The following is a 23,330-nucleotide window of genomic DNA, read 5'->3' on the forward strand; positions in this document are numbered from 1 at the left end:
CAGTCAGCGCGGCTCCAACGTCACCCAAAGCCGCGTGCGGCGCACCACGCGCACGGGAAACGCATGGGTAAGTGCATCCAGTGCGCGATTGGTATCGTCGATGGGGAAGGCGCCTGAGATTTTTAGCGCGGCAATGGATGGATGACAGCCGAGGTATCCGGTGCGGTAGCGCGATAACTCCGCGATGAATACCTCTAGCGGCATGTCCACCGCGATGATGCTGCCGTACTGCCAGGAGGCCACGGAGACGTCATTGGGTTGCAGCGCTTCGACACGGTGCGCGGTAAAGCGAACGTGGTAACCGGCCGGCACGATGAGCGGCGCTGCACCCGTCGCCGGCTGCACTTTGACCGATTTCTCCAGTACCGAGACTTCAGCGTAGTCCGCTTCGGTTCGCACGGTGAACTGGGTACCCAGCGCGAGCACGTCGCCCTGTCGCGTTGCGACGACGAAAGGTCGGTGCGTACCGGCCGCCGGATCAGCGCCCGTACGTATCATCACTTCGCCGGCGCGCAGCTTCAGCAGCCGCCGAGCGGATGAGAATTCAACATCGACAGCGCTCGCCGTGTTGAGCGATAGCGCTGACCCATCGGGCAGCGCGACATCTCTGCGCTGACCGACGCGGGTACGGTACTCGGCGAGCCAATCCTCCCAGGGCAGCTGGCGCCACGCGAGCATGCCGACGGAGCCGACACCCAGCACAGCGACGAGCTGGCCCAAAGCCCTGCGGCGCGCCCGGCCGGCAGCGTCCAATGCGCGTCCGGCCACGGTGCCGGGTAGACGGCCAAACTGTGCGCGTACCTCTTCCACCAACTGCCATGCACGTTGATGGCTGGGATCGGCCGAGTACCAGCGCGCCCATGCCTGGCGGTCATCCTCCGTCGCTTGTTCCGCATGGAGCCGGGCGAACCAGCGCGATGCTTCCAGGACAACGGCATGCTCAGCGGAGCGGAGGGACATGATGACGAACGCTCAGCCTAGCGCGGCATGGCGCAGACGAAGGCGGCAGCAATGTTCCATCGCCTTGGCCATATGGTTGTTCACTGTGCGCAGCGAGATCCCGACGGTTTCGGCAATGGCCGCATAGGTCAGGCCATCGCACTGGGACAACAGGAACGTCCGCTTTACCTTGGCGCCCAGGCCATCGAGCATGGCGTCGATTTCCATGAGCGCATCGATCACCGAGGCCCGCTCCTCGGGTGAAGGCGCGAGCGGTTCGGGCTGCTGTGCGAGGGCCTCGAGGTAGGCCTGCTCAAAGGTGCGCCTGCGGAAAAAGTCGGCAACCAGCCCCCCTCGCGACGGTAGCGAGGAAATCCCGGGGCTGGCGGATCTCCGGCGCCTGCCGCGACCGGATGACGCGCACAAAGGTGTCCTGCGCCAGATCGGCCGCATCCGACTCGTTGCCCAGCCGGTGACGGAGCCAGCCCCGCAGCCAACCATGATGGTCGGCATACAAGGCTTCGACGGCACGCGACGCTGGCGTGGAAGAAATGGACATTGCGACCTTGGTGGTGGCCAGAACCCGCCACACCGAGGGGCTGCAGGTCAATAAATGCGAATCATTATTATTCGTAAAGTGGCGAAGGTAAAGGCTTTGCGGCTTCAGGCGCTGCCCGGCCTGGCACGCGCCAGCTCAAGCTAACCCGCTGTTTATTCGGGATACGGGCAGAATTTGCCATTCATCGCCATGGCCAAATCCACAACGAGTGCTTCAGCGACACCGAGCACTGCAACAAGCCCAACTACAACAGCGTGAACTCGGCCTACGGCCCCAGTCCGAACCGGATGGGCGCCCTGGTTTTCAACGACGCACAGGGTCGTTACTTCTACATCCAGCACAACCAGCAGTTCTGACGTTCCCCGTAACACACTCCCAGCAGTAACTTGCCGGAGCCCCGCAAGGCGCTCCGGCTTTTTTTGTTCTACTTAGGCCTGACTAACTCAGGGATGCATATCGGCCAGACCTGCCGACTGCATCGGCACATTGCCCACGGCCTTGTTGACCGCGACGAACTGGATATCCAGCTGGCCCTGGCTCGCCGCGAGATCGCGACGCGCCTGAAGGTAGCTGCGATGACTGTCTAGCACCGCGAGGAAGTCCACGGTGCCGGCATCGTACTTAACCTGGATGAGTTTGTACGCCTCGTCCGTGCTGCGCGCACGCTCGACCAGCTTCTGCGTCTCCTGTCGATAAGATGCGTAACCGTTGAGCGCGTCGTCGATCTCCTGCCATGCCTGAAGCACCGTGCGGTGATAGTCGACAGCGGCTTCCTGTTGCTGCAGTTCGCGCAACTGGACCACGCTCTGTCTACGACCGTGATCGAACAGCGGCAAGCTGAGCGAGGGCCCGATGGACCAGGTGCGGCTTCCCCAGTCGGCAAATTTGCCGCTGAGATAGGACTCGTAGCCGAACTGCGCACCGATGCTCACGTTCGGATAGAGATCTGCCTTGGCGATGCCGATGCCTGCCGTAGCATTGCGAAGACGTTGCTCAGCCGCGCGGATGTCCGGCCGACGCGCGGCTACCTCGGAAGGCACGCCGGGCGTGAGATCGGGTGGTAACGGGCGCGTGCCCTCCACCACTGGCTGCAACGTATCGTGCAAAGTGCCTGGGTGTTCGCCGAGGAGTAATGCGATCTGGTTCTCATACGCACCGGCTTGCACCAACAAACCGGGCAACTGAGCCTGAAGCGCGGAGAGTTCCGCACGCTGTTGCGCCAGATCCACATGATCGATGGTGCCCGCGTCCACGCGAACCTGGATGATCTGCAGGCGTTGTGCCATCGCGTCGATGTCGTCGCGGGTCAACTGGATCTGCCGTTGTGTCGTGCGTAGCTGGAAATAGTTGCGGGCCACGTCGCTGGCCACGCTGAGCCAGGCTTGGTCCAGCAAAGCCGCTTGCTGCGCAACGTCAGCATCCGCGGCTTCCACCGAGCGACGCACTCTGCCCCAGAGATCCAGTTCCCACGAGGCATCGAAGCCCGCCTGATACACGTTGAACGGCTGGCTGAGCAGATCGATCAGCTCTTTCTTCTCCGGGCCCAGGCCTTCGGCAATGCGGGTGCTCGCGCTGTACTCGCTGATGCGCTGTCGATTCTCGCTGGCGCTCAGGTCCGCAGCAGGCCATTGCTGCGCGGCGACCGTACTGCGTTGCGCGCGCGATTGCGCGAAGTGGAGCGCCGCCTTCTGAAGATCAGGGCTGGCAGCGAACGCCCGCGCTTCCAGGCTATCCAGTACGGGATCGTGGAATGCCTTCCACCAGTCGGCCTGCAACGGCGAGGAGGCATCAACGGGCGTCACCAGGCTGGTATCGCCGCTTCGCCAGCTCGCCCAATCGGCGGGCGCCGCTGGCTTGGGCGCGACGAAATCCGGGCCGACCGCGCAGCCGGCCATGGCCAACGACAACGTGCATGCAAGCAGGCCTGCGCTGTGCCTGCCGACGATGGGGTGAACGAAAGAGCCCATGGCGAAAACCTCGACGTCAGGAAAGGCGATGACGGAACAGCCACGCCGCCAAGGGCAACGTGAGCGCCGCGATCACCAGCAGGGGAATGAAATCTGTCGCGACGTCGCTTAGCCCGGCACCTTCCAGGTAGACGCGACGTACGATGCTCATACCGAACCGCAACGGATTGGCGTAGGTCACGACCTGAAGCACGGCGGGCATGTTGCGCACCGGCGTGAGAAGGCCCGATAGCAACATCAGCGGCATGATCAGGAAGAACGTATAGAGCATGGCCTGCTGCATGGTCAGCGAGAGCGCTGAGATGGACAGCCCTATACCTACCGACGCGCCGGTAAAGGTGAATAGCCCCAGGTAGAGCAGCCATACCGAGCCGACCAATGGAATCTGGAACCAGAAGCGGATGATCAGAAAGATAAGCGTGGACTGCACCAGGCCCACCATGATCGCGGGAATCGCCTTGCCGATCAGGATCTGTATAGGCGTCAGTGGCGTGACCAGCAACTGGTCGAAGGTGCCCTGCTCCCTTTCGCGCGCTACCGACAGCGCCGCAATCAGCAACGTCTGCAACATGCTCAGCGCGGCGATGAGTGCGGGCATGATATTCCAACGCGCCTCCAGGTTCGGATTAAACCAGCCGCGCCGCTCGACGGTGATCCCGCCCGACGCATAGCCGTTTGACTGGTTGTAGGACGACACGATGGAACTGATGTACGCGCCCGCCGTACCCGCCGTGGTGGAGTTGCGACCGTCGAGGATGACCTGAAGTGGCGACGGTTGTCCGGCAGCAAGTTTGTTTTCGAAATCCGACGGAATGCTAAGCACCATCAGTGCGTCGTTGTCGTCGATGACCTGGGCGATTTGGTAAGACGAGGTCAACGTACGCGTGCGCTCGAACACACCGGTGCCGTCCAGGCGTGCCAGCAAGGCGGTGGAGGCTGAGCCACGGCTCTGATCCAGTACCGCATAAGAGACGTGATTGAGGTCATACGTTGCGGCATAGCCAAACAACAGTGATTGCATCAAGGCCGGCGCGAACAAGATCGCCCGGCTGGAGGGCTCCTTGAGCAGGGCGAGCAACTCCTTGCGGCAGAGCGCCATCACCTGGGCGAGAAAGGCGACGAAGGAGGCCATGTCATCGATCCAGGGTTTTGCGCAGCGTACGGCGCGCGGCGAAGATCAACACCACGGCATACAGCGCAAGGATCGCGCATTCGCGCAACACCAGTGCAGCGTTGTTGCCGGCCAGAAACAGCGTCTTGATCAGATTCATGAAGTGCGTCGCGGGCAGAACCTCGCTGATACCGCGCACCACCGAGGGCATGTTTCGCAGATCGAAGACGAAGCCCGAGAGCATCATCGCGGGCATAAAACTGGTCAGCAGCGCCATCTGGCTTGCCTGGAACTGATTGCGCGTGACGCCCGAGATGAACAAACCCATCGCCAGCGACACCACCAGATAGAGGAATGACGCCACGACGATCACGATGAGCGAGCCGCGAATCGGCACCTCGAACATCCATCGCGCCGCGACCAGGCACATGGCGAGATCGATCAGACCGATGGCTACATAGGGAACGAGCTTGGAAAGCACCAGCTCCAGCGGCCTTACGGGGGTGACGAACAACGACTCCAGCGTGCCGCGTTCCCATTCGCGTGCGATCAGCAGCGAGGTGAGGAACGCACCGGTGAGGGTCATGATCAGCACGAGCAGGCCGGGCACGAGGTACCACGTGCTTATGCCGGCTTCGTTGAACCACATGCGCTGTTGCACGACCACACCACCACCCATAGGTGCGCCACCCGTACGATCGGCCATCTTGAGCCCCTGCGTGGCGATGGCGCCGCCAACATAGCCTTCGACCGACGTTGCCGTGGTCGAATCAACACCGTTGAGCAGCAACTGGATCCGAGCATCGCCACTGGCGACGCGACGCGAGAAATCCGGCGGCACGCGCACGATCGCATCGAGGTCGCCGGCGAGCATGCGCCGCTCAGCGTCCTGCATGCTGCCAGCCCAACGCGGATCGAGGTAGGGCGTGCCCTGGAAGGCGGCGAAGACATCGCGTGCGGGCGGCGACGTGTCGTCCATGACCACCGCGATAGGCGCGTGTTCCACATCCAGCGACAAGCCGTAGCCGAACAGCAGGATCAGCGCGATGGGCAACAGCAGGCCTACGGCGAGATTGCTCCGGTCGCGCACCATCTGTCGCACCTCCTTGCGGATCAGCGCGACCATGCGTTGCGCGAAGCCTGACTGGCTCATGCGACTTTCTCCGCGCCGGCCTCGTGCCCCTTCGCTCGCGCCTGTTCCACGATGGCTATGAAAGCGCTATTCATGTCGGCGCCGTGTTCGGCGTCCGCCTGTTCGCGAACCTGCTTCGGCGTCCCCAGCGCGAGGACGCGGCCGGCGTCTTGGATGGCGATGCGGTCGCAGTACTCCGCTTCTTCCATGAAATGGGTGGTGATGACGACGGTGACACCTTCCTTGACGAGGGCGGTGATGGTGCGCCAGAACGAGCGGCGCGCCAGCGGATCGATGCCGCTGGTGGGTTCGTCGAGAAAGAGAATGTCGGGCTCGTGCAGCAAGCCGGCCGCCATGGCGAGGCGCTGCTTGTAGCCGCCCGGCATGTCGCTGCTTACCGCGTCCGCATCGAGCTGGAACTGGGCTTGCACGGCCTGGATGCGCGCACGCAGTGCATGCCCTCTCAAACCGTAGGCGCCACCGAAGAACTGCAGGTTCTCCTGCACGCTGAGGTTGCCGTACAACGCGAACTTCTGGGACACATAGCCCACACGGCCACGCGCCTGCGCACGCGCGGTGCGCAGGTCGAGACCGGCGACTTCGAGATGCCCGCCCGACGCTGGCAACAGTCCACACAGCATGCGGAACGTCGTGGTCTTGCCTGCACCGTTGGGGCCCAGCAGGCCGAAGATCTCCCCACGCCTGACGTCGAGCGAGGTACTGGCCACGGCGGTGAAGTCGCCGAACTTGCGCACCAGATCGCGCACCACGATGACGGGCTGGTCGTCGTTCGATGCGTTCGTGCACTGTCCCGGGCGGACTTCCGGGGCAGCGGCTGGCGGCACGTCTTCGGCATGATGTTGACGCAACAAGATCATGAAGGCGTCTTCCAGTTCCTCCGGGCGATCCGTAGGGAAATGGCCGTCGAACAGCTTGCTCAGTGCGGTCTGGTTGGCCTCCGGCTGGCGGATGAAGCGCACGTTGCCGCCGCTTGGTACGGCATCGATGATCAGGTCGCTCGCGTCGATGAGCTTCGCCTGCAAGTCGCGGGCGGGCGTATCAGGCGGTGGTGCCACGATACCCGTGAGTCCGCGCGCGCGCGCGCAAGGCGGACGGCGTGCCTTCGGCGAGCACCTTGCCTTGGTGCATGACGAATACCTGCGCGCAGCGTTCCGCCTCGTCCATATAGGCAGTGCTGACGATCACGCTCAACTGTTCATCATCGACCAGTTGCTGCACGATTTTCCACAGGTCGCGGCGCGACAAGGGATCGACGCCCACGCTCGGCTCGTCCAGCACCAGCAGGTCGGGCGAGCGCACCAGCGTGCAGGCGAGGCCCAGCTTCTGTTTCATGCCGCCGGAAAGTTTGCCTGCGGGGCGATGGGTGAAGCGCGCAAGGTCCGTCATCGCCAGTAGGCGGTCGAATCGCTGGCGGCGTTGTTGCGGGTCCACGCCATGCAGGTCGGCGTAGAGATTCAGGTTCTCCTCTACGCTCAGGTCTTCGTACAAGCCGAAGCGTTGTGGCATGTAGCTAATGCGATCCTGGATGCGCTGCGCGTCACGCGTGGCGTCCATGCCGAGCACCTACAGTTCGCCCTCATCAGGCGCGAGGATGCCGACCAGCATGCGCAGCAGCGTGGTCTTGCCGGCGCCATCCGGACCGACCAGTGCCGTCAACTCGCCAGAACGGATGGAGAGCGACACGCCATCGAGCGCGCGCACCGGCTTGCCGCCCGGCCCCGCGAAGACCTTGCGCAATCCTTTGGCGACGACGGTGGCGTCGCCGACACTCATCGCGACGATCCGACGTTCAGTCGCACGGTGGCGGGCTGACCCAGCCGCAGCCGGTTGCCGCTGTCCTGCATGACGACACGCACCTCGTAGACCAGACTGGTGCGCAGCTCTTCGGTCTGCACGGTTTTGGGCGTGAACTCGGCGACGGAGGAGATATAGCCCACCTGTCCGTCCACCGGCTGGCCGGGATAGGTATCCGTGGTGACGGTGGCCGTCATGCCAGGTTTCACTTTGGCCAACTGGGTTTCGCTGACATAGACACGGACCCACTTCGGCTGCGTCAGCGCCAACGCAAATACGGGACGCTGTGGCGTGACCATGTCGCCGGGTTCCAGCAGGCGCGAACGCACCACGGCATCCGCTGGCGCAATCAGTTCGCCCTGATTGATCTCGTGAGTGAGCACGGCCAGTTGTGCCTGCGATGCCTGCAGCTGCGCCTCTGCGCCGGCAATGTCTTCTTCGCGCGGCCCAAGCTCGGTCAGTCGCAAGGCCTGCTGCTGCTCATCCGCCTGGGCCTTGGCGACTTGCGCATTGCTCCTGGCGCTGTCCAGGTCCTGCGGGCTCACGCCGTGGCCCTGGGTCTTGGCCGCGATGTCCTGCAGGCGCGCTAGATCCTGCGCAGCCTTGGCAGCGCTGGCTTGCGCAGCGACAAGGCGACTCTTCGCCTGCGCCAGCTCTTGCGGACGCGAGCCATGCTGGAGCCGCAACAGATTCTGCTGTTGGACGTCTATCTGTGCCTGCGCCTGCGCCGCCTGCAGCGCCAGCGTGCGTGTATCGAGAAGGCCAAGTATCTGCCCGGCCTTCACCTGGTCGCCTTCCTCTGCGCGAAGTTGCAGCACGCGACCGCTGCCGTCGAAGGCAAGCGATATCTGGCGAATGTCGACGTTGCCGTCGAGCACGAGATGATCTTGGTCGCGGTTGGCACGGCCGTGCCACCACACCAGGGCTGCCACGAGGACGAGCAGCATGATGACCAGCGCTGCGATAAGGGGCTTCTTCATGGGACGACTTCCCGCAGAGGATGGAAAAGCCAACCAGCCGGTGGGCATGGTAACTTTAAATTGAGTTTAAAGTATGTATACCGCATCATCGGAAGGTCGGTAAACCGGCATCCGCAGAGATCCACGCATGAGCAAGCCCCGACGCGCCATCCGCACGGATGGTGAAGCCACACGCCAACGCATACTGGAAGCCGCCGGCGAGCTGTTCGCGGCCGAGGGCTATGCCGAAGCCACCAGCAAAGCCATCGCCGCCCGGGCGGAGGTGGACCTGGCGTCGATCAACTATCACTTTGGCAACCGGAACGGCCTGTATCAGGCTGTGCTCGCCGAAGCCCACCGGCAATTGATCAGCCTGGTGGACCTGCGCGCGCTGGCCGGCAGCGATCTGCCCGCCAGCGACAAATTGCGGAAGGTGTTCGAGCGCCTGGTCGAACGCTCTAAAGAGGAAAGCGGCTGGAATATCCGGGTGCTTGCACGCGAGCTACTGGCGCCGTCGTCCCACCTCAAGGTGCTGCTGCAGACGGAAGTGCTACCCAAGATCGCGGTGGTCAAGCAGATCCTGAGCGATATCTCGGGTATTCCTCCTGAGGATCCGGCACTTATCCGCTGCCTGATCAGCATCGCCGCTCCTTGCGGCATGTTATTGGTGGCCGGACGTGGCGCGCCCGGTCCGCTCGGCGACGTGTTGCAGATGCCAGGACCGGCGCTGGTCAATCACCTTCATACGTTTGCCATGGCGGGACTGGAGGCGATCAGCCGCGACTACGGCAAAAGCACAGACCTACCCTCGCCGAAGCCAAAGGCTGCGCGCGTAAAGCGGTGAGCGGCCGGGCGCGAGCATAGGCGTCATCCATCGCGCTATAAAATGAAGTAGCCCTTCCCACTGCTTCCGGACGACATGGACGACGCACTCCCCGCATGGATACGCATGGCCCGATCGGGCGCGTCGGTGTTGACGCGCCCTTTGCTGGAAGCCGTGGTGACGATGCTGGCCGTGCTGGCCACGCTGCGTTGTACACAACTCATCGCACCCGGCGGTGGCCCTGCCGTGCTGGCGGTAGTGCTATGCCTGTCGTTGTCGCGCAGCCATATGGATCACGATCTGCGCGGCCGGCTGGAAGCGGCGGTGGCGTTGCCGCTGGTGGGTTTCGTGGCAATGGGCGTGGGCGTGTTGCTGCGGCAAACGCCATGGTTGGGAGCAGCGGTATTCACCGCGGGCATGTTCCTGTCGATCTGGTTGCGGCGCTTCGGCTCAATGACACGCCGCGCAGGACGCCTGATCGCCTTGCCGTTCATCGCCCTGCTCACTGTGCCGCACGTTCGCGTGGCGGCAGGCAGCGTGATTCCCTCTGTACTGGTACCCGTGGTGGTGGCGCTGCTGTCATTGCTGTGGGTGACCGTGTTCCATCTGCTGGCCCGACGCTTGCACCTGTTGCCACCGGTGGTGTCGAAGCCGACCGCTACCGCACCTGCACCACCGAGCACCATGCGCCCTTCCGCCAGCACGCGGATGGCCATCCAGATGGCGGTCGCCCTCGCGTTGTCCTTCGTGGTTGGTTACCTGTGCTTTGCCGAACGTTGGGCGTGGATCGTGTTGACCACCGTGATCGTCAACATCGGCAATCGCGGACGGCTCGACGTGGCCTACAAGAGTGGCCTGCGCGTGCTGGGTGCGGCGGCGGGTACGGTCATGGCGATGTCGCTGAGCTTTCACGCGGCGGGCGAGCCTGCTGCGACGGGCCTGTGGATTCTTGCCGCGCTGTTCTTTGGCGTCTGGCTACGTCCCTTGGGCTATGCGTGGTGGGCGCTGTTTGTGACGCTCGCCCTCGCCCTGCTGCAAAGTCTGCAACCCGAACCGCCATCTTTGTTGTTGTGGCAGCGGCTTGAGGAGATCGTCATCGGCGCAGTGATCGGACTTGCTTCGGCATGGTTCGTGTTGCCGGTGCGTTCGAGCGATGTGCTGCGCCGCCGACTGGCCGACGCGCTGGCCGCCATGAGCGAGGCGATGGACCCATCCATTCCAGAACGAACGCCGGTTCGGGTGGCCGATGCGCTGGACCAGATCCGTGACATGGCGGCGCCGTTCCGCACGAGCCGGCGACTGACGCGGCGCTTCCGTTCGATGCAACCCGCCGACTGGATCGATACGCTGCTCGCCTGTCGCGCAACGGCCATCGATGTGATCGTGCGGGGAGAAACACCGGGGCGCGTGCGTCAGGCCGTCGGCGCCGCACGCAAATCGCTGCGCGAACCGGAGGCCCTGCTGCCAGCGCTGCAACGATTGCGGGAAGCGCTGGACACGGATGCCCAGTCACCCAAGCCAATGGAAGGGACCGGCCCATCCAGCCCGCCGGCCTCCACAGCGGTCAAACCCGCCTCCATCCGGACTGCATGCCTTGCAACAAACGCCGTTGCGACACCACGCGCCCGCCCCGGAAAACGCGGCGAGATCCACGCCTGCCCACCGTGATGCGGCGCAACGCAGTGCAATGCACTGACATTTCCTTGTTGATCCCACAGGCCTGTCTGTAAGAGACTTCACCGTCACGTAAACGTTTACACGTCGGCCATCTCTGAAGGCCGACCCACCTTGCAGACCGAAGGAATCGCCATGCCGACCCCCTTACCGCTCCGTCGCCTTGCTTTGCGCACCTGTGCGGCGACCTGCCTCGCCTTGCTCGGCTCGGTCCACGCGGCGCCCGCCGGTCACGATGCGGTGCAGCTGCAGGTGGATGCGACGGCCAAGGGCACGCCACTGCCGCACTTCTGGGAAACCATGTTCGGTTCCGGCCGCGCCGTGCTCGCACTGCGCGACGACTACCGCAAGGACCTGGAAGACGTGAAGGCCGCCACCGGCTTCACCTATATCCGCTTCCACGGCATCTTCGACCGCGACATGGGTGTGGTCTATCGCGACGCGCAGGGCAAGCTGCAATACAACTTCAGCTACGTGGATCAGGTGTACGACGGCCTGCTCGCGCGCGGCGTCAAACCATTTGTAGAACTGGGCTTCATGCCGCCGGAGATGAGCACCGATCCGGCCAGCCACCACGACTTCTGGTATCACCCCAACGTGATGCCGCCGAAGGACTGGAACGAATGGGACGGGCTCGTACGCGCCTTCCTCCAGCATGAAATCGAACGCTACGGCATCGACGAAGTGCGCAGTTGGTACTTCGAGGTGTGGAACGAACCCAATCTCTCCTTCTGGGGCGGCAAGCCAGAGAAGGACACGTACTACCAACTGTATGACCGCACGGCGCAGACGGTGAAATCCGTCGACAAGCAGCTTCGCATTGGCGGGCCAGCCACCGCGCAGGCCGCGTGGTTGCCGGAGTTCCTCAAGCATGTGAAGCAGAGCGGCGCGCCGATCGATTTCGTGAGCACGCACGTCTACGGCGATGACACCGCCGACAATGTGTTCAAGACCGACGAGAACATCCCGCGCCGTGACATGGTGTGTCGTGCGGTGGATAAGTCGCACAAGGAAGTTGTCGCCTCGCCATTCCCGAAACTGCCGCTGATCTACAGCGAGTACAACGCGTCGTACGCCAACCTGCCCAACGTCACCGACACGGTCTACATGGGCCCGTGGATGGCGAACACCATCCGCGAATGCGCGGGCAAGGTGGAGATGATGAGCTACTGGTCGTTCTCCGATGTGTTCGACGAACAAGGCGTGGTGAAGACGCCGTTCTACGGCGGCTTCGGCCTGATCGCCGCCGATCGCATCGAGAAGCCGGCCTTCAATGCCTTCACCCTGCTGCACAAGCTGGGCGATACACAGCTGCCGCTGAAAACTGACAGCGCACTCGCCACGCGCCGCGCAGACGGTACGGTGGTGCTGGCGTTGTGGAACTACACGCCGCCGCTAGGCAACACCGCCGACTACACGCCCGGCATGCCCACCGGCGCGAGCAAGCACTTCGATGTGGATCTGAAGCACCTGGGCAACGCGACGCAAGCAACGGTATGGCGCCTGGACCAAGAGCACGGCAATGCCGTCGCCACCTTCGACAAGATGGGCCGCCCTGCATGGCCGAGTCGCGAACAGATCGCGATGCTGCGTGAGGCGGGCAAGCTTGCCGCGCCCGAACAGGCCGCGTTGCAGAATGGCCGCCTGAGCGTCGACATCCCGCCGCAAGGTCTGGTGGTGGTGGAGCTGCACTGAGTAGCGGCAAGCGCGCGCCGCCGCCGTCCCCTCGCGGCGGCGGCGCGTGTGGTTTTCCGTTCCACCCGCCGCAATGACCTCTGGCATTGGCGCGCCGCTTCTCGCGGATCAAAGCTCGCGCAGCACTCCACCATGGGTTCATGCCATGCGCTCTTGGCGCAATGTCATCTTCGTCTTGCTCGCCGCGCTGACTGCGCAGACCGCCGTAGCGCAGCGCATCCCGCTGCATCAATCGTTCGACATGCGCGTACCGTGGACACCGCAGCCGGTCGTTGTTGCAGGCAAGACATCGCTGGTCTACGAACTGAACCTTGGCAATGACGCGCAGGAGCCATTGACGCTCCGTCGTATCGTTGTCACTGACAATCAGCAGCACGTGCTTCTCGATCTCCAGGGAGAACCACTGGTTGCCGCCATCGGACGCGCGGATCGCGCCAAAGGTGGTGACCGCTTGCGCATCGCCCCGGCCATGATGGCCGTGGCCTATCTGTCCGTGCCGATCGCCGACGCGCGCGTCGCGCACCTGCATCATTGCGTCGTCTACGTGGATGCCACTGGCCACGAGATCACGCTGGAAGGTGCCGAAGTGATGCCCGTCGCCTTGTCTGCCAAGCCACTCGGGCCACCACTGCGCGGCGGTCCGTGGGTCGCCATCTATGACGCGAGCTGGGAGCGTGGCCATCGACGCGTGATCTACGCCACCGACGGCAGCGCGAAAGTACCTGGTAGGTTCGCCATCGACTGGATTCGCGTCGGCGCGCACGGCGGCTTTGCACACGGCAAGGGAGATAAGCCCGCGCAGTGGTATGGCTATGGCGCGGATGTACTCGCCGTCGCGGATGCCGTCGTCGCTTCCGTGGGCGAAGGTATCGCGGAACCCGCAACGCTCGCCGAAGGCGCGGCCCGCAAGGTTCCGTTAGAAGATGCTGCAGGCAACTATGTCTCACTTGATCTGGGGGACGGACGTTTCGCGTTCTACGAACATCTCAAGCCCGGCAGCATCAAGGTAAAACCCGGCGACCCCGTGCGAACGGGCGAGGTGATCGGACAACTCGGATTCACCGGCGAATCGACTGGCCCGCATCTGCATTTTCACGTCAGCGATGCGAACGCACCGCTAGCGGCCGAGGGCATGCCTTATGCGCTGTCGTCGTTCCGTATCGTCGGCTCCTACGCAACGATCGACGACTTCGCCAACGGGCGCCCCTGGACGTCGCAGGCAACATCCACCACCGGCGAAGGGTTCCCCGCTCCACTATCCGTGGTGGATTTCGGCGAAGCGCGCGTCATATCACCAATCCCCTAGCGACATCGCACGCAGTTGTTCCTTACCGTCCCGCCGGCAACGCCCAGGTCGTCGGCCAGGGGCTTATGCCCTGACCCGCGATGTCCAGCACCCCCATCGTCAGGCTTCGACCATCGGTGGAAAGAGCAACGTGGCGATCCTCTGCGAAACGCATCCACGCAGGTCGCTGCGCAAGGCGTTCTGATGGCGATGTACCGTCACGGGGTGTATCGCGCATCCATATCAATAGAGCCCCCATGCGAAGGGTTGCCGCCGTGTCCTGCTGACGCGCAAGGTAAGCATCAAACGAAGGCACAGGAATACGGGAAATGATCGTTCCCGTGCTATTGGAAATGAAGTCGAACAGGTCGACGCGCGGTGGATGTCTCATCATCTCGACGTGCTCGTCCGCCAGCAGCCTTTGAGCAAGGTCGGGCTCGCACATCGCGCCATAGTCCGCCGCCAGCAAGCGCTGCGTTTGCGAACCGGACCAGTTCCAGTTTTCGTACCAGTGCTCCGGACGGCCGAACAGCTCGGGCGACGCCACGATGGCGGACTCGGCCTGCATGCTGGGACACATGTCGACATCTTCCGCGGTGACGGGCGCAAACGCCCCAGCGCAGGAGACCGGTAGCGATGCATCTGCCGGGAGTTCGCTCAGGAGTTCAGAGAAGAGACGAACGCTGCCACGCAACCTTGCCGCGAACACCATGGTGGCAACCAGCGAGTTGGCGTGTGCATGCAGTCGACGCATCGTCGCCACTTGCGAACAGGCCGCATCCATGGCTTGTGCCTGTTTGCCATCCACGAAATCCACCGCGATCGACGTGTGCCACAAACCCATGCCAGTCGCGAAGGGTGGGATGGACATAAACGGCCAACCGGGTATGTCACCCCAGATGTAATCGAAGTCGCTGAGCGCTTCATCGCGACCGCGCAGCTTTTCGTGGCGGGCGAGCAGCGCAAGGATCTCGCCGCCATGGGCGCGCACCTTGCCCAGGCAATCCGCGTCGCGCGGCCTGCACAGCAGATCGCGCTCTCTGGAGGACATCGACGGAAGCTTCGGGAAGTCCGCTTGAATCTCCGGCGGAGTAGCCGACCCGCTGCCAAGCTTGTAACTCTCTGCCCATGCCGCCGTGCGTCGGCGTTGCTGCTCGTAAGCCGCATCCACCCGGTCAGCCGGTATGTCGAAACCCATGAACCAGAGCCATGGGTTCGCATTCCGGCCCGCTGTGGGTTTCTGGTCCTTATGCAGCAGGGCAAGTGCCCTGCCCTGCTCCGGCGTGGGCGGCCGCAGCCGCCCCCAGGCGAACGCCGCCAGCAAGGCAACCAGCAAGGCAGCGACTGCCCACAACAATCCTTTGAATACACGCACGGTGCATCTCCCCCTGTCCTTTGGGAGCGATTCTAACCACAGAAAAAACAACGGGCGCCAAAGCGCCCGTTGTCCCCACTCCTCGTTGTCGCTTACGCGATCAGAGCGCGTAGTACATCTGGAATTCCAGCGGATGTGTGCTGGCGCGGTAGCGGGTGACTTCCTGCATCTTCAACGCAATGTAGGCGTCGATGAAGTCGTCGGTGAACACACCGCCAGCCTTGAGGAACTCACGATCCTTGTCGAGCGCGTTGAGCGCTTCGTCCAGGCTTGCGCACACCTGCGGGATGTTCTTCTCTTCTTCCGGCGGGAGGTCGTAGAGATCCTTGTCGGCCGGTGCACCCGGGTCGATCTTGTTGATGATGCCGTCCAGGCCGGCCATCATCAGTGCGGTGAACACGAGGTAGCCCGAGTTCATCGGATCGGGGAAGCGCACTTCGATGCGGCGACCCTTCGGGCTCGACACGTACGGAATACGGCAGCTGGCCGAACGGTTGCGGGCCGAGTAGGCCAGCATCACCGGCGCTTCGAAGCCCGGCACCAGGCGCTTGTAGCTGTTGGTGGTGGAGTTGGCGAAGGCGTTGATGGCCTTGGCGTGCTTGAAGATGCCGCCGATGTACCACAGCGCCGTCTGCGACAGGCCGCCGTACAGGTCACCCGCGAACAGGTTGTTGCCGTCCTTCGCCAGCGACTGGTGCACGTGCATACCGCTACCGTTGTCGCCGACGATGGGCTTGGGCATGAAGGTGACGGTCTTGCCGTTCTGGTGGGCGACGTTCTTGATGACGTACTTCATCGTCATCAGTTCGTCGGCCTTCTTCACCAGCGTGTTGAACTTCACGCCGATCTCGCACTGGCCGGCATTCGCCACTTCGTGGTGATGCACTTCAACGACCTGACCCAGCGACTCGAGCACCTTGCACATGTCGGCGCGCAGATCGCCCAGCGAGTCGACCGGGCTGACCGGGAAGTAGCCGCCCTTCACGCCGGGACGGTGGCCGGTGTTGTTGTCTTCGTACTTGTAGCGCGAGCTCCACGCGGCTTCTTCGGAGCCGATTTCGTAGAACACGCGGCCCATGTCGTTCTGCCAGCGCACGGAATCGAAGATGAAAAATTCCGGCTCCGGACCAAAGAAGGCCGTGTCGGCGATGCCGGTGGACTTGAGGAACGCTTCACCGCGCTTGGCGATGGAGCGCGGGTCGCGGCCATAGGCCTGCATGGTCGACGGCTCCAGCACGTCGCAATGGATGACCATCTGCGTGTGCGCGCTGAACGGGTCGATATACGCGGTGTCCGGATCAGGCATCAGCACCATGTCGGATTCGTTGATGCCCTTCCAGCCGGCAATCGACGAACCGTCGAACATCTTGCCGTCCTCAAACGTACCCTCGTCGATGGCGTGGGCCGGGAACGTCACGTGGTGATGCTTGCCGAGCATGTCGGCGAAACGGAAGTCGACGAACTCAACTTCGTGTTCCTGGATCTGATCAAGCACTTGCTGGACGGCGGACGACATGGACAACCTCGACGGGTAAAGGGTGAGGAAAACAACAAGCGGTTGAGCAAGGCCTGTGCCAAGCAGCTCTACCCCATTAAATCATGAGCTTAGTAACAATATGGCGGCAGAACCCAGGTCTATTTGCACCATCTTCGTCTAAACACATGAAGCATTTGCACCAAAGTGGATCAATGCGGGCGCACCTGCGCTTCAGCCTCCACACGGATTCAAGGATCCTGATGCTAAAGCGTCAGATCCGCAAAGCTCCGGCCACCACCTGATTGGCTAATAACCCGCCCATCAGGCTCCGCCGATATTGATACCTGCCGCAAACAATGTGCACAGCAGCCCCATCGAGAGCGCAAAAAAAGCAATGAGTAGCTGGCCAAGACGCGGTCGCTGCTCAGTCCACACCGCAAGGGCCACGTAAACACCCGGCGCCACACCCAGATAACGCGTGATCGAGATCAGCGTTCCCGTTGAAAGTGGCGCAAGCAAAGTCAGCAGCGTAAACACGGCCAGATCACGCCAACCCTTGCGCCAGCAGGTAACTGCACTGCAGAACCCGATAGCAACCATCACAAAGTGCAGCATCTTGGGGTTCCACGGCACCGCCACCTTAAGGGGGCGATGCAGGTAGTCCAGCAGGGCGACCCAAGGCGCCGTCGGCTCCCTCCCCCAGGTGATCTGTATATCTTTGAAAGCCGTCGGGTTGCCCGTCGTAGCCCAGAGATACGCCATAAAGGCGAGCGTGCCCAAGACGATGGGGGCGAGCTTAATCAGATCAGCCACACGTCGCTCGCCACGCCACCACGCCAGAAACAGGGCTGGTAGCAGAAACAACCCATTGAAGCGCGTCGCACTGCTTAACATGCCGGCAAAGCCAGCCAGCCACCAACGTTGGCTGCGAGCCGCCAGATACGCGAGGGTAGTCATGGCGAAAAACAGCGCCTCGGTCTGTGGCAGCGACATGAAGTAGCTCGTCGGCCAAAAGCAGGCGAACAGCACGGCGCCGTCGGCCGCCTTGTCCGAGCTCGTCAATTTGCTGGTCAGATGCCACAGCAGGCTTAAACCGGCCAGCGCTAACAGGTTGGACAACAGCATGCCTGACCAGACCCACTCTCCAGTCGTCGTAGCGGCAGCCATCCACAATATCGGGTGCAGCGGGAAGAACGCCCAATTGGCCTGCTTTGTCGTATCAAAAGGCCGGTGCTCATAGCCAGTCTTCGCGATGCTGATGTACCACCCTGCGTCATTAGCCAGTGCGACACCCGACAGCCCGTTCGATACGGCTTCAGCATTCAACTTGATGGTGATGTTGTCATCGCGCGCCCACTGCTCGATGGGAACGCGCGCCACCAAAGGCACAGCCGTGAAGATCAACACCATGATCAAGCGGGAAATAATGAATGGAACCAGCGTGCGCCTGAGGCCCTTTGGCAAGGTTGACCGGAACCGGGCCAGAGGCTGCATCAATGAACCTACGGGCAAAGCAAACAACTTCATCAAAATCGCATCCTGCTTATAAGCAAACGTGACATCTCAAGCTTCCATTACAACAACGATTTGCCCTGACGGCATCTGCCGCAACAAGGTATTCAAACACTCCCAGGGCCGGCGTGAGACAAATAATCCCATCCCGGCGTCTACCGTCGGCGACAAAAATGACGCAGCAGCCGGGAACCCTGAGGCCAGGCTGGCTCGGCACCCGGCGCCGCTTTGGGGCTCGAGATTAACTTTACGGGCGCTCTCTCCAGCGCGTGACATGCCACACCCATGCCGTAAGCTATGCCGCTTGGCGCCGAGAGCCCCGGCGCGGGGCAATCTACCGGAGTTTTCGTGAGCGACCTAATCAACGTCATCCTGCTCGGCATCATCGAAGGCATCACCGAGTTCCTCCCCATTTCCAGCACGGGCCATCTGCTCATCGCCGAGAAATTCGGCCTGGGCGAACGCTCGGACCTGTTCAATGTGGGCATCCAGGCGGGTGCGATCCTGGCGGTGACCTTTATCTATTGGGGCCGCATCTGGCAGCTTTTCACGCAGTGGCGTGATCCGGCCAATCGCGACTATCTGGCCAAGTTGTTCGTGGCTTTCATGATCACGGCGGTACTCGGCTTCATCGCCGTGAAGCTCGGCTTCAAGCTGCCCGAGGCGGTGACGCCGGTGGCGTGGGCGCTGGTGATCGGCGGCATTTGGATGCTCGCGGCCGAACGCCTCGCCGCGCGCCAGCCCGATCGCACGCAGGTGACGTGGCGCGTGGCGATCCTGGTTGGCTTTGCGCAAATGGTGGCGGGCATTTTCCCGGGCACCTCGCGCTCGGCGGCCACCATCTTCACCGCCATGCTTGCCGGCACCAGCAACCGCGCGGCGGCAACGGAGTTCGCTTTCCTGGTCGGCATTCCCACTATGTATGCCGCGACCGGCTACGAGCTGCTGAAGGTGGTCAAGGAAGGCGGCGTTCACCATGAAGACTGGAGTGCCTTCGGCGTCGGCTTCGTGGTATCGGCCATCGTCGCCTTTGTGGCGGTGAAGTGGCTGCTCGGCTATATCCGTAGCCATCGCTTCACGCCGTTCGCGATCTACCGCATCGTGCTGGGCATCGCGCTGCTGCTGCTGATTCCCGCCGGCGCATGACGGAACCGTGCGAGGATGAGGTCTGCACACTGACCTTCGTCCTCGCATGAGCGCCCTGCACTATCGCCTGCTGGACCTTACTATCGATGTGGAACGCCAGCGTGTTACCCGCGATGGTGTGACGGTGGATGTGCAGGGCCTTTCGTTCCGATTGCTGGCTTGCTTGCTGCGCCACGGCGTAGACGTGGTGGACTTCGATACGCTGATTGCCGAAGTCTGGGCACCTGCTGTCGTCAACGAAGAAACCGTCACGCAGCGCGTGAAGCTGTTGCGCCAGTTGCTGGGTGATGACGGACGTTCGCCGAGTTACATCCGCTCCGTGCGCGGACGCGGCTATCAGTTGTGCGAGATGCCGCAGGTGGTCGAAAGCGTCCGCCCCACGACATCCGTCACCTCACTGCGGTGGATGGTTCCGGCCATCGCGGTGCTCGTCATCGCCATCGTGGGATTCGCCTGGTGGCTTGCATCACCGCGACCTTCCCGGCCATCCGCATCGCAGGAACTGGTGCAACGCGCGAACTACTACGCCGGCATCGGACAACGCGACAACAACGAACGCGCCATTGCGCTGTATCAACAGGCGCTGGCCGCATCTCCCGAAGATCGCGACGCACGGATCGGCCTCAGCCGCGCTTACAGCGCACGCGTCTGCCTCTACAACTTTCCCTATCAGTGGGCGCAACAAGCGCAGAAGCTGGCCGACGAGGCCGTGTCCATCGAATCAGCGCGCGCTTCCGCTTGGTCGGCGCTGGGCTATGCGCGCGATTGCCTGGGCGACATCGACGCAGCCACTAAAGCCTATGAGAAAGCCTTCACTCTCGATCCAGGCGATGATGCCAGCCGTGCGTCGGTGGCCTATCTCTATCAGGAACGGGGACGACTCGACGAAGCGCTCCGTACCAACCTGGACATGCACGGCGATGCGTCTCGCGTGCGCTTCCGCGAGGTACAGATCGCCCGCGAGATGGCGCTGCTGGGTTTTGACGAAGAGGCGGGAAAGCGCCTTGCGCGCAGTTTCCAGCTTTATCCCGACAACGTGTTCTCCAACATCGCGTGGCCGCGCCACCTGTTCCTGCATGGTCGCCTCGTAGAAGCACAACAGGCGCTGGACGAAGCGCTGACGCGCAATACTCCCCATGTGGAGTTGTACGTACTGCAAGGTGAACTGGCTATGCTTCGCAACGATCGCATCGCGGCACTGGCGGCATTCACGCATGCACAGCAGTTGCGCCCTCAGATGGGATTACCGGGGTCGCTAGTAGGTCTCTACGGCGCGAATACACCGGACGAAAGCTGGTTCGCCACACGCATCGCTTCCGTGCGCAACGAAGCGGCGCACCACACGCTGTATCCAGGCGAATGGCTCGAGCTCGCGATGCTGCTGCAAGCGCAGGGGCACCGGGACGCTGCACTCGATGCCGTACAAACGAGCGTACAGAACGGCTATAGCGACAGTGCGTACCTTCAGGTGTCGCCGCTGCTCAAACCTCTGTCATCCGATCCACGCTTCGCAGCGGCGATCGAGTCGATCAACCGCCGCGTGGCAGAACAGAGGCAACGCGTGCTCGCGGCGGCGTGGTGCCCGCCCGAGTTACGCCAGACATCGCCCTGACGCACTTACGGCAATGCTTTCAGCACGTATTCGCGAAAGATCTCCTGCGATTGCGCGTGGGCATTGCGCTGGTTGTAGGCCGTACTGGTGATCACCGCGACCAGTTGCTGCGACGGCATCACCAACACGTAGTTGCCGCCATTGCCAGACATGGCCCACGCCACCTGCTCAGTGCCGTGTACGGGAAAGCGGAAGCACCACCACAGATAACCGTAGTCGGCATCCTCGCGCGCTTGTGCATGCGGTGTCAGCATCTGCTTGATCCAGGCTGCCGATATCACTTGTCGCCCCTGCCAGCGGCCTTCGTCCAGCGCTAGCTCGCCCAGCTTGGCCAGATCGCGGCTGCGGTAGCGTGTCCCTCCACCGCCCATGCCGATGCCCAATGGGGACTGGTTCCACTGCACGTCGGTAATGCCGAGTGGTTTCTCCAAGGCTTCCGCGGCGAACGCGCCGAGGCTCTTCTGCGTTACGCGCTCGACGACGGCGCCCAGAGTGAACGCGCCCGCCGTGCAGTAGGAGAAGGCGCGGCCGTACGGGCTATCTTTCGGCTTGCTCATCCAGGGTGCGAAGCCTTTGATCGGCAGGTCCAGCGCAAATTGCAGCCAATCCTCGCTGACATACATACGCTCCTCATTGCCGCTGGAGAATGCATTGTCGTCGTCGCATTCCCACAGGGAACTCATGGTGAGCAGATCTTCGAGGGTGATGGCTTGCTTGCGCGGGTCCGGATGCTGCAAGGGCTGCTTGTCCGGGAAGAAATCGTAGACACGCGCGTGTATGTCCGGGATCAGGCCGCGATCGATCGCCGCTCCCACCAGCAACGCGGTCACGCTCTTGCTGGCGGAGCGCACGTCGTTGAGTCGCCCCTCTTCGCCGCCATTGAAGTAACCCTCGTAGACCAGCTTGCCGCGCTGGGCGATCAGGACACTGGTGATGCCCTTGTAGCCAGCATCGCCCAGCTTCGCTTCCATCGCGGTTAGCGACGCCATGTTCCAGTGGGCGGCCCGTGCGTCGGTCACCCGCCAGCCATCGTCGCGGGCAAGCGGTGGCTGATAGTCGGCCAGGGCGAGGGTCGGAATGGCCAGCGTCAGCGCCAGTAGCCATCGCGTGCAAAGTGAAGCCATGGTTTCAACTCCGTGGAAGGACGGAGCCAAGCCCAGCAGCACGCCGAATGAAGCGTCGGAAAGGCGAATGAAGAATCATGAAGGGCCGTCGAAACAAGCCCTTGCAAGGGTCAGGCGCTCAGCCGCTCCGGCACCACCGACACCATCGGCTTCTTGTGCTTGCCCGGTTCGTTGGTCTGCTCGAACACTTCGCGCACCCATTCGATGAAGGCCTGCACGCGGGCGGACAGGTGCTTCTTCTGCGGATAGACGATCCACACCGGCTTGCCGGTGGAAATGGTGTCCGTCATCACCTGCTCGAGCTTGCCGATATCGAGCATGCAGGCAGCGATCACGTTCGGCGCCTGGGTGATGCCCAGGCCGGAGACCACTGCCTGGATCACCGATTCGGCGTCATTGATCAGTAAGTGCGCATCGATATCCACACCCACCTGCCCACTCGGCGTATCGAACTGCCACTGACGAGGCCGGCCATTGGGCTGCACGTAGTTGATGCAACGATGATTCTTCAGATCCTCGATGCTCTGCGGAGCACCGTGCATGGCCAGGTAGTCCGGCGAGGCCAGGATCACATTGCGCAGGTAGCCAATCTTGCGGGCGATCAGGCTGGAGTCTTCCAGCGGGCCCACACGCACCGCGCAATCGATGCCTTCCTCGTTGAGGTCGTAGGGGTAATCGCACATCGACAGCTCCAACCGGATATCCGGATAGCGCTGCTCGAATTCCGCCAGCCTGGGGATGATCACCGTGCGGCCTACGGCGGCCGGCGCACCGATGCGCAACTTGCCGGTTGGCTTGCGGCTGGCGTAGCCCAGGGCCTCGGTCGCCTCGGCCAGATCGGCGAGGATTTCCTTGCAACGTGCATGGAACGAGGCACCATCGTCGGTCAAACGCAGCGAACGTGTGGAGCGGAACAACAGCCGGGCCCCAAGCTGTTCTTCCAGGCGCGACACCGCGCGGCTGACCCCGGAGGGGGTCATGCCCAACTGGGCGGCGGCGGCGGCGAAGCTCTTGGCCTCGACCACGCGGACAAACGCGGAGATTGCGGCAAAGTCTTCCATAGGCTGGATTTTTACCCTATTCGTGACTGGCAGTCACTATTGCATTGCATCAAAAGGCATTTAT

The 23,330-nt window shown here is 62.7% G+C and carries 19 protein-coding genes and 1 pseudogene; 6 read left to right on the forward strand and 14 right to left on the reverse strand.

Annotated features, from left to right (window positions below):
• Positions 1-3: 3 nt before the first annotated feature.
• The 9 genes and pseudogenes from DYST_RS14625 to DYST_RS14660 all read right to left on the reverse strand — a co-directional run bounded on the left by DYST_RS14625 (position 4) and on the right by DYST_RS14660 (position 8,503).
• Positions 4-960, reverse strand: a complete 957-nt coding sequence (locus DYST_RS14625) for a FecR domain-containing protein (RefSeq protein ID WP_239946394.1) — start codon at positions 958-960, stop codon at positions 4-6.
• A gap of 12 nt (positions 961-972) precedes the next feature.
• On the reverse strand, positions 973-1,182 hold the full coding sequence (locus DYST_RS24345; RefSeq protein WP_286670828.1) for a sigma factor-like helix-turn-helix DNA-binding protein: 210 nt from the start codon (positions 1,180-1,182) through the stop codon (positions 973-975).
• 70 nt (positions 1,183-1,252) lie between these two features.
• Positions 1,253-1,498: a sigma factor gene (locus DYST_RS24350; RefSeq protein ID WP_286670829.1), complete on the reverse strand. Its 246-nt coding sequence runs from the start codon at positions 1,496-1,498 to the stop codon at positions 1,253-1,255.
• A 443-nt stretch (positions 1,499-1,941) separates the two neighbouring features.
• Positions 1,942-3,465, reverse strand: a complete 1,524-nt coding sequence (locus DYST_RS14635; RefSeq protein WP_239946395.1) for an efflux transporter outer membrane subunit — start codon at positions 3,463-3,465, stop codon at positions 1,942-1,944.
• Between the two features lie 16 nt (positions 3,466-3,481).
• On the reverse strand, positions 3,482-4,597 hold the full coding sequence (locus DYST_RS14640; protein WP_239946396.1) for an ABC transporter permease: 1,116 nt from the start codon (positions 4,595-4,597) through the stop codon (positions 3,482-3,484).
• A gap of 1 nt (position 4,598) precedes the next feature.
• Positions 4,599-5,729 (reverse strand): ABC transporter permease, encoded by a 1,131-nt coding sequence (locus tag DYST_RS14645; protein WP_239946397.1) that lies wholly within the window; start codon positions 5,727-5,729, stop codon positions 4,599-4,601.
• The gene (locus tag DYST_RS14650) at positions 5,726-6,784 is read right to left on the reverse strand and encodes an ABC transporter ATP-binding protein (protein ID WP_239946398.1); all 1,059 of its coding nucleotides are present in this window, start codon (positions 6,782-6,784) and stop codon (positions 5,726-5,728) included. The genes DYST_RS14645 and DYST_RS14650 overlap by 4 nt, the downstream gene beginning before the upstream one ends.
• A pseudogene (locus tag DYST_RS24355) lies at positions 6,768-7,502 on the reverse strand (ABC transporter ATP-binding protein). Before DYST_RS24355 ends, DYST_RS14650 begins: the two are co-directional and overlap by 17 nt.
• Complete coding sequence (locus DYST_RS14660) at positions 7,499-8,503, reverse strand: HlyD family efflux transporter periplasmic adaptor subunit (RefSeq protein WP_239946399.1); 1,005 nt, start codon at positions 8,501-8,503, stop codon at positions 7,499-7,501. Before DYST_RS14660 ends, DYST_RS24355 begins: the two are co-directional and overlap by 4 nt.
• A gap of 127 nt (positions 8,504-8,630) precedes the next feature.
• Between DYST_RS14660 and DYST_RS14665 the strand changes: the two genes are divergently transcribed.
• The 4 genes from DYST_RS14665 (at position 8,631) to DYST_RS14680 (ending at position 13,980) form a co-directional block, all read left to right on the forward strand.
• A complete protein-coding gene (locus DYST_RS14665) occupies positions 8,631-9,326 on the forward strand; it encodes a TetR/AcrR family transcriptional regulator (RefSeq protein ID WP_239946400.1) in 696 nt (231 codons plus the stop codon).
• A 75-nt stretch (positions 9,327-9,401) separates the two neighbouring features.
• Positions 9,402-10,973, forward strand: coding sequence for an FUSC family protein (locus tag DYST_RS14670; protein WP_239946401.1), 1,572 nt, complete (start codon positions 9,402-9,404; stop codon positions 10,971-10,973).
• Positions 10,974-11,114: 141 nt separating this feature from the next.
• On the forward strand, positions 11,115-12,674 hold the full coding sequence (locus DYST_RS14675) for a GH39 family glycosyl hydrolase (RefSeq protein ID WP_239946402.1): 1,560 nt from the start codon (positions 11,115-11,117) through the stop codon (positions 12,672-12,674).
• A gap of 145 nt (positions 12,675-12,819) precedes the next feature.
• Entirely contained in the window at positions 12,820-13,980 is a 1,161-nt protein-coding gene (locus DYST_RS14680; protein WP_239946403.1) for a M23 family metallopeptidase, read from the forward strand.
• Positions 13,981-14,002: 22 nt separating this feature from the next.
• Here DYST_RS14680 and DYST_RS14685 read toward each other — a convergent pair whose 3' ends face one another.
• The 3 genes from DYST_RS14685 to DYST_RS14695 all read right to left on the reverse strand — a co-directional run bounded on the left by DYST_RS14685 (position 14,003) and on the right by DYST_RS14695 (position 18,338).
• On the reverse strand, positions 14,003-15,334 hold the full coding sequence (locus DYST_RS14685) for a hypothetical protein (RefSeq protein ID WP_239946404.1): 1,332 nt from the start codon (positions 15,332-15,334) through the stop codon (positions 14,003-14,005).
• Positions 15,335-15,434: 100 nt separating this feature from the next.
• Complete coding sequence (gene glnA / locus DYST_RS14690; RefSeq protein ID WP_102303193.1) at positions 15,435-16,850, reverse strand: type I glutamate--ammonia ligase; 1,416 nt, start codon at positions 16,848-16,850, stop codon at positions 15,435-15,437.
• A 282-nt stretch (positions 16,851-17,132) separates the two neighbouring features.
• Positions 17,133-18,338, reverse strand: coding sequence for a hypothetical protein (locus DYST_RS14695; protein WP_239946405.1), 1,206 nt, complete (start codon positions 18,336-18,338; stop codon positions 17,133-17,135).
• Between the two features lie 333 nt (positions 18,339-18,671).
• Between DYST_RS14695 and DYST_RS14700 the strand changes: the two genes are divergently transcribed.
• Together DYST_RS14700 and DYST_RS14705 are read left to right on the forward strand one after the other, a co-directional pair.
• A complete protein-coding gene (locus tag DYST_RS14700; RefSeq protein WP_239946406.1) occupies positions 18,672-19,469 on the forward strand; it encodes an undecaprenyl-diphosphate phosphatase in 798 nt (265 codons plus the stop codon).
• A gap of 46 nt (positions 19,470-19,515) precedes the next feature.
• A complete protein-coding gene (locus DYST_RS14705; protein ID WP_239946407.1) occupies positions 19,516-21,081 on the forward strand; it encodes a winged helix-turn-helix transcriptional regulator in 1,566 nt (521 codons plus the stop codon).
• A 5-nt stretch (positions 21,082-21,086) separates the two neighbouring features.
• Here DYST_RS14705 and DYST_RS14710 read toward each other — a convergent pair whose 3' ends face one another.
• Positions 21,087-22,205 (reverse strand): serine hydrolase domain-containing protein, encoded by a 1,119-nt coding sequence (locus tag DYST_RS14710; RefSeq protein WP_428993916.1) that lies wholly within the window; start codon positions 22,203-22,205, stop codon positions 21,087-21,089.
• 110 nt (positions 22,206-22,315) lie between these two features.
• Entirely contained in the window at positions 22,316-23,266 is a 951-nt protein-coding gene (locus DYST_RS14715; protein WP_102303189.1) for a LysR family transcriptional regulator, read from the reverse strand.
• Positions 23,267-23,330 lie beyond the last annotated feature (64 nt).

The organism is Dyella terrae (assembly GCF_022394535.1).
In the GTDB taxonomy this organism is placed as follows: domain Bacteria; phylum Pseudomonadota; class Gammaproteobacteria; order Xanthomonadales; family Rhodanobacteraceae; genus Dyella.